Below are 6,452 nucleotides of genomic sequence, written 5' to 3'. Positions count from 1 at the left end.
CGTCGCCTCCCTCCTCCGCCTTGCGATCACACGCACCAGACCCCGCCGGCCCCGCCCTCACGGGCGGACGACGCTACTTTGACGACACCCCCTAGCTCTTCGGGATCCACGGGGGCGTTTGGCCCCAGGACCAGACCGGGATTTTCGCCGCGTCCACCGGTGGGGGGTTGGGGCCCGAGTAGATCAGGGCCATGCGGGTGCCCCATTCGATGTAGTAGGCGAACACCGCCCGGAACTCCGGGTCCGTCGGGAGGCCGACCTCGTCGGCCGTGTCCATCAGCAGGTCCACCCAGCGGCGGCGCTGCTTCTCGGTGATGCCGCGGCCCAGGTGCTTGGTGGCCATGTGCTGGTGGCCGCCGTGGTGGGCAGTGTACTGCGCCGGGCCGCCGAAGACCTCCGACAGCCAGACGGCGACGTGCTGGGGGTGCTCGGAGTCCATGCCCGCGAAGACCGGGGCCAGGATCTCGTCCTGCAGGGCGTGCGCGTAGAAGGCGTCCGTGAGGCGGTTCATCGCCTCCGCTCCGCCCATCCACTCGTAGATGGTGGGAGTGGTGCCGGGTGTGGTGCTCATGACTGGGGTGCGGCCTTTCCGGGGCCGGCCACGTCGGTGACGCGGTAGTGCTGCATCTCCTCGATGGCCTTCACGTACGGGCGGATCGCGCTGAAGAACGCCGGGAAGTGCTCGCCCTTGCGGAATCCGTTGAGGTGGGCGTCGACCGACGTCCAGCGGATGCGGAGGATGTAGCGCTCCCGGTCGTTCTCCTCCTCGCAGCGGGCCAGCTCGTAGTCGATGCACTCGGGTGACGCGGCCAGGGCCTCAGCGGCCTGGCGGTACGAGTCCTCGAAGGCCTGCTGGTCGTCCAATGCGATCCGGTAGCGGATGTATTCGACGGTGGTGGTCATGGGGCGTGCCTCTCCCTGTGATCGGGTGCCTGATGCCGGGTGCCGGCCGGCTCGCTGTCAGACTTGCGTGATCATGCCCGGGTGGGGAGGACTTTCGTCATTCCGACTCAGACTTCTGGGAGTCCGGGACGTCGGGGCCGGCCGCGCGGACCTGCTGGACCTTGGCCAGCGAGTCGCGGAGCTCGGTCAGCCACTCGTCCGTGTTGCGGCCGACGAGGCGGACGCACCAGGCGAGGGCGTCGGCCCGGCTGCGGGCGACGCCGCCCGCGACCAGGGTGTCGAGGACCTTGCGCTCCGGCTGGCGCAGGCGCGTCATCACCGGGACCGCCAGGTGCGTGAACAGGACGCGGTCGTCGCCGGACTGGACGGCCCAGGCGACCTTGCGGCGGTAGAGCTCCTCCGCCTCCCGGGCGACCTCGATGCGCTGCTCGCGGGTGCGCTCGCGGAACTCCTTGACCGACTCGGTCGCCGGGATGGCTCCGACGACCGTGATCTCCTCGCGGTCGACCGAGACGTCGACCAGGGACTCGTACACGTCCACCGGAAGGCGGTCCGCGAACCACTTGCGAAGCTGCTCGCTCTGCTCGGATGTAATCATGTAATCAACGTTGCATCCGGCAGATGCTTGATCGCAAGCGATTCGCGTTCGCTCTCAGCCCAGCGCCCTCACCCCGGCGCCCTCAGCCGGCGCCCTCAGCCCATCGAGCGGTAGCGGTGGATCAGCGAGACCGCCATCGCGCCCTCGCCCACGCCCGACGCCACGCGCTTGACCGAGTGCGCCCGCACGTCGCCGGCCGCGAAGACGCCCGGGACGCTGGTCTCGAGCGGGTACGGGGCGCGCTCCAGGCTCCACTCCGCCGGGAGTTCGCCGCCGTTCGAGATCAGGTCGGACCCGGTGAGCACGAAGCCGTACTCGTCGCGTTCGACCACGCCCGACAGCCAGTCGGTGTGCGGGCGGGCTCCGATGAACGTGAACATGAAGCGGGCCGCGACCTCCGTGTCCTCGCCCGTCGTCGAGTCGTGGAGGGTCAGCTTCTCCAGGTGCTCGTCGCCGTCCAGCCGGACCACCGTCGTACGGACCTTGACCTCGATGTTCGGGGTGCGGTCGATCTCGTCGATCAGGTAGCGGGACATGCTCGCGTCCAGGGACTCGGCGCGGACCAGGATGGTCACCCTGGCCGCGTACTTGGCGAAGTGCACCGCCGCCTGGCCGGCCGAGTTCGCGCCGCCCACGATGAACACGTGCTGGGAGATGCACGCCGAGCTCTCGGTGGTCGCCGCGCCGTAGTAGAGGCCGGCGCCCTCGAAGCGGTCCGCGCCGGGGGCCTCCAGGCGGTTGTAGGAGACCCCGGTGGCCAGCAGCACCGTCTCGGCGCTGATCTCCGTGCCGTCGGCCAGGGTCAGGATCTTCGCCGGGTCGTCCCGGGTCAGCGAGACCACCTCCACCGGGTGCAGGATCTCGGCGCCGAAGCGGGAGGCCTGGATGGTGGCCCGGCGGGTCAGGTCGCCGCCGGAGAGGCCGGAGGGGAAGCCGAGGTAGTTCTCGATCAGGCTGGAGGTGCCGGCCTGGCCGCCCGGGGCGCGGGAGTCCAGCATCAGCGTCGACAGGCCCTCCGAGGCCGCGTACACGCCGGCCGCCAGGCCCGCGGGTCCCGCGCCGACGATGACGCACTCGTAGTGCGGGCGGGAGGCGGTGGTGGCCAGTCCCAGCCGCTGGGCGAGCTCGGTGTCGGACGGCGCGGAGAGCACCGCCCCGTCCGGGAAGCGGACGAGGGGGAGCGTCGCGTCGGGCTGGGCGGCGATCAGGGTCAGGGCCTCGGGATCCCGCTCGACGTTGAGGAAGCGGAACGGCTGGCCGTTGCGGGTGAAGAAGTCCCGGACGGCGTGGGTGCCGGGGGAGACCAGGTGGCCGGCCACGATGATGCCGTCGTAGGCGGGGCGGTAGGTGGCCAGCCAGTCGGAGAGCAGGTCGTCCAGGACCGGGAAGAGCCGTTCGTGGGGCGGGTCCCACGGCTTGAGCAGGTAGTAGTCCAGGCGGACCCGGTTGATGGCGGTGATCGCCGCGTCCGTCTCCGCGTACGCCGTGAGCAGGACCCGGCGGGCGTCGGGGAAGCGGCTGACGGCCTCGAGGAGGAACTCGACGCCGGTCACGTCGGGCATCCGCTGGTCCACGAGGAACAGCGCCGGGTCGTGGCCGCGCTCGTCGAGGGAGTCCAGGATCTTGAGGGCGTCGGCGGCGGAGGAGGCGCCGAGTACGCGGTAGCGGTCGCCGTAGGCGCTGCGCAGGTCGCGGCGTACGGCCCGCAGCACCTGCGGATCGTCGTCCACGGCCAGGATGACGGGCTTCCTGCTCTCCGCGCGCTCGGCCGCGGCCCCGGTGGTGGGGGTGGTGGCGCGGGCGGTGGCGCTCTCCGGGGCCGCACTCATGCCGCGTCCAGCATCAGCTGGTCGGCGTAGCACCAGGCCCAGGTCTCACCGGGCTCGTGCGACGCGGCGATGGGGTGAGCCGTGCCCTTGTAGTGCTTGGTGGCGTGGCGGTTCTTGGAGGAGTCGCAGCATCCGACGTGCCCGCAGCTCAGGCACAACCTCAGGTGCACCCAGGTGTCGCCGAGGGCGAGGCACTCCTCGCAGCCCTCGGTGCCCGGCTTCACCGGACGTATCTGATCGATGTGTGTGCACAACAGGTCCGTCGTCATCGTCCCCGTCCCTCTCCTCGGTCCTTCGCGCACCCGTGATTCACGGAGCGTCCAGACCATAGGGCGGTGCCCCCGTAATGGTTCACTGATTCGGCCGAAGTCAGGAAGTCCCGCGGGTACTTCATGACCTCCGCGAGCGACTACGTGAGGTGCCCGTGCGACCTGCCTTCCTACCTCACGAAGTCGCATACGGGCGCTTTGACGCAGGCCTCGGGCGCAAGCAGTGTGGGTCACGCCAACGACAACAGGCGGCGCCTGGAGGAATCCGTGAGCAGAAAGATTCTGGTCATTGTCTCCGAACACGGTTACTGGGCCGAAGAACTGATAGGCCCCGTATCGAAGTTCGATGAGCGGGGCTACGAAGTCGTGTTCGCCACGCCGACCGGAAAGCGTGCGCACGCTCTTCCGCCGAGCCTCGACGCGAACTTCATCGATCCTCCACTGGGACGGTCGGTCACCACCGAGGAGAACGCCCGGCTGGGCCGGGAGTTCGAGCAGTCGAGCCGGCTGGACTCGCCGCTCGACATCGAGGCGTGGGTCCCCGAGCGCCCGTACACGAGCGACGAGGGCTATCTGCGCAAGCTCGAGCAGTACCACCGCGATCTGGACAAGCTCGAGGCCGACGTCGCCGGCTACGACGCGGTCCTGATCGTCGGCGGCAGCGGGCCCATCGTCGACCTCGCCAACAACGAGCGCGTGCACGCCCTGATCCTGGCCTTCAAGAAGGCCGGCAAGGTCGTGGCGGCCGAGTGCTACGGCGTGGCCTGCCTGGCCTTCGCCCGGGACTGGGGCGACCGCAGGAGCATCATCTGGGGCAAGCACGTCACCGGCCACTGCAAGGAGTACGACTACAAGGACGGAACCGGATTCCTCGGTACCGACTTCAACATGGGCCCGCCGCCGTACCCGCTGGAGTACATCCTGCGCGATGCGACCGGCCCGCGCGGGGCGTACCACGGGAACTTCGGCCACCCGCTCTCGGTGATTGTCGACTACCCGTTCGTGACCGGCCGTTCCACCCCCGACTCGTATCTCACGGGGCAGAAGATCGTGGAAGTCCTGGAGGAGGGTCTCACCCGTTACGGGTGGTGATCCGGAAATCCGCCACCGGAAAGCCATGATCCGGAAACCGTGAGAATGAGGGGGAATTCATGGAAGCCACTCCCGGACGGGAAAGGCTGATCGAGCAGTTCAAGGCCGACGGCCTGAATGTGATGTTCGGAAATCCGGGGACGGTGGAACAGGGATTCCTCGACGCGGTGGACGCGGCGGAGGACTTCCATTACGTCCTGGCCCTCCAGGAGACCGTGGCCGCCGGCATCGCCGACGGCTACGCCCGGGCCACCGGCGGCGCGGCCCTGCTCCAGCTGCACTCCGGAGTCGGGCTGGGCAACGGCATCGGGATGCTCTACCAGTCGCTGCGCGGCCACACCCCGCTGGTCGTGGTCGCCGGCGACGCCGGGGTCCGCTACGACGCCATGGACGCGCAGATGGCGTCCGACCTGGTGGCGATGGCGAAGCCGGTGACGAAGTACGCGACCCGGGTCACCGACCGGCACTCCGTACTGCGCACCATCCGAAGGGCGGTCAAGATCGCCCTGACCCCGCCGCGCGGCCCGGTGTTCGTGGCGCTGCCGATGGACGTGCTGGACGAGCTGAACTCCGAGCCCGTCCTGCCCGCCGCGGTGCCGCTCACGGACGTGGCGCCGTCGCCCGCCTCGGTGGGGCGGGCGGCCGAGCTGCTCGCCTCCGCCGAGCGGCCCGTGATCCTCGTCGGGGACGGGGTCTCGCTCTCGGGGGCCCAGCGCGAACTGGTCGCCGTCGCCGAGCTGCTGGGCGCCGACGTGTACGAGGTGGACTCGTCCGAGGTGAACATCGCGGCCTCGCACCCGCTGCGCCGCGGCCAGACGGGGCACATGTTCGGCCCGCACAGCAAGGAGCTCGTCGCCGGCGCGGACGGGGTGCTGATCGTCGGCACCTATGTCTTCCCGGAGGTGTTCCCCGAGCTGGAGAGCCCCTTCCGGGCCGGCGCGAAGGTCGTCCACATCGACCTGAACGCGTACGAGATCGCCAAGAACCACCCGGTGGACCTCGGCCTGGCAGCCGATCCCAAGCAGGCCCTGCGCGCGCTGGCCGGCGTACTCGAACGCCTGCTGACCCCGCAGCGGCGGGCGGCCGCGGCCGCACGGCTCGACTCCCGCACCCGCGAGCGGACGCTGGCCGCCCGGTCGGGGGAGGCCGAGCAGGACGGCACGCCGATGGCCGTCTTCCTGCGGACCCTGGCCGAGCGCACCGGCGGGGACCTGATCGTCTTCGACGAGGCGCTGACCACCTCCCCGCTGGTCACCCGGTACCTGCCTCCGGAGCGGCCCGGCGACTACCACCTCACCCGGGGCGGTTCGCTCGGCGTGGGCTTCCCGGGGGCGGTCGGCGCCAAGCTGGCCCGTCCGGACCGCCTCGTCGTCGGGTTCGCGGGCGACGGCGGGTCGATGTACACGTACCAGGCGCTGTGGACCGCGGTCCGGCACGGCATCGACGCCAAGTTCGTGGTCTGCAACAACCGCAAGTACCGGTTGCTGGACGACAACATCGCCCAGTACTGGCGGGAGCGGGACATCCCGGAGCACGGTTTCCCGGGCTCCTTCGACCTCTCCCACCCCGAGATCGACTTCGCCGGGCTGGCGCGGGCGCTCGGCGCCGAGGGGATGCGGGTGGAGAAGCCGGACGAGGCGGTCGCCGCCGTGGCCCGGATGCTCGACCACCCCGGTCCGTTCCTCGTCGACGTACAGATCTGACGCACCGCCGCGACGCACCGCACCGCCGCGACCCACCGCACCGCACACCACCACGGAC

7 protein-coding genes are annotated in these 6,452 nt (G+C 70.3%); 2 read left to right on the top strand and 5 right to left on the bottom strand.

Going from position 1 to position 6,452, the window contains the following annotated elements:
* Window positions 1-91 precede the first annotated feature (91 nt).
* The 5 genes from ACZ49B_RS09470 to ACZ49B_RS09450 form a co-directional block, all read right to left on the bottom strand.
* The gene (locus tag ACZ49B_RS09470) at window positions 92-571 is read right to left on the bottom strand and encodes a group II truncated hemoglobin (RefSeq protein ID WP_468302433.1); all 480 of its coding nucleotides are present in this window, start codon (window positions 569-571) and stop codon (window positions 92-94) included.
* Complete coding sequence (locus ACZ49B_RS09465) at window positions 568-903, bottom strand: putative quinol monooxygenase (RefSeq protein ID WP_030157498.1); 336 nt, start codon at window positions 901-903, stop codon at window positions 568-570. Before ACZ49B_RS09465 ends, ACZ49B_RS09470 begins: the two co-directional genes overlap by 4 nt.
* Before the next feature lie 97 nt (window positions 904-1,000).
* Window positions 1,001-1,501 carry a hypothetical protein gene (locus tag ACZ49B_RS09460; RefSeq protein ID WP_468302430.1) on the bottom strand — a complete coding sequence of 167 codons (501 nt, stop codon included), beginning with the start codon at window positions 1,499-1,501 and terminating at the stop codon, window positions 1,001-1,003.
* Window positions 1,502-1,596: 95 nt separating this feature from the next.
* Window positions 1,597-3,330, bottom strand: a complete 1,734-nt coding sequence (locus tag ACZ49B_RS09455; RefSeq protein WP_468302428.1) for an FAD-dependent oxidoreductase — start codon at window positions 3,328-3,330, stop codon at window positions 1,597-1,599.
* Window positions 3,327-3,599: a UBP-type zinc finger domain-containing protein gene (locus ACZ49B_RS09450; RefSeq protein ID WP_468302426.1), complete on the bottom strand. Its 273-nt coding sequence runs from the start codon at window positions 3,597-3,599 to the stop codon at window positions 3,327-3,329. Before ACZ49B_RS09450 ends, ACZ49B_RS09455 begins: the two co-directional genes overlap by 4 nt.
* A gap of 267 nt (window positions 3,600-3,866) precedes the next feature.
* Here ACZ49B_RS09450 and ACZ49B_RS09445 point away from each other — a divergent pair, with 267 nt between their 5' ends.
* On the top strand, window positions 3,867-4,691 hold the full coding sequence (locus ACZ49B_RS09445; protein WP_468302423.1) for a type 1 glutamine amidotransferase domain-containing protein: 825 nt from the start codon (window positions 3,867-3,869) through the stop codon (window positions 4,689-4,691).
* Between the two features lie 59 nt (window positions 4,692-4,750).
* Entirely contained in the window at window positions 4,751-6,394 is a 1,644-nt protein-coding gene (locus tag ACZ49B_RS09440) for a thiamine pyrophosphate-binding protein (RefSeq protein WP_468302420.1), read from the top strand.
* Window positions 6,395-6,452: the final 58 nt, after the last annotated feature.

The sequence above is a fragment of the Streptomyces sp. NPDC031132 genome (genome assembly GCF_055570595.1).
The sequence above is the reverse complement of the archived record's forward strand: the minus strand, read 5'-3'. Positions and strand labels throughout refer to the sequence as shown.

Excerpts from the sequence above, each read along its gene's own strand:
- ACZ49B_RS09455 (WP_468302428.1), bottom strand. The coding sequence starts at position 3,330 with ATGAGTGCGGCCCCGGAGAGCGCCACCGCCCGCGCCACCACCCCCACC.
- ACZ49B_RS09440 (WP_468302420.1), top strand. The coding sequence starts at position 4,751 with ATGGAAGCCACTCCCGGACGGGAAAGGCTGATCGAGCAGTTCAAGGCC.
- ACZ49B_RS09470 (WP_468302433.1), bottom strand. The coding sequence starts at position 571 with ATGAGCACCACACCCGGCACCACTCCCACCATCTACGAGTGGATGGGC.
- ACZ49B_RS09460 (WP_468302430.1), bottom strand. The coding sequence starts at position 1,501 with ATGATTACATCCGAGCAGAGCGAGCAGCTTCGCAAGTGGTTCGCGGAC.
- ACZ49B_RS09450 (WP_468302426.1), bottom strand. The coding sequence starts at position 3,599 with ATGACGACGGACCTGTTGTGCACACACATCGATCAGATACGTCCGGTG.
- ACZ49B_RS09465 (WP_030157498.1), bottom strand. The coding sequence starts at position 903 with ATGACCACCACCGTCGAATACATCCGCTACCGGATCGCATTGGACGAC.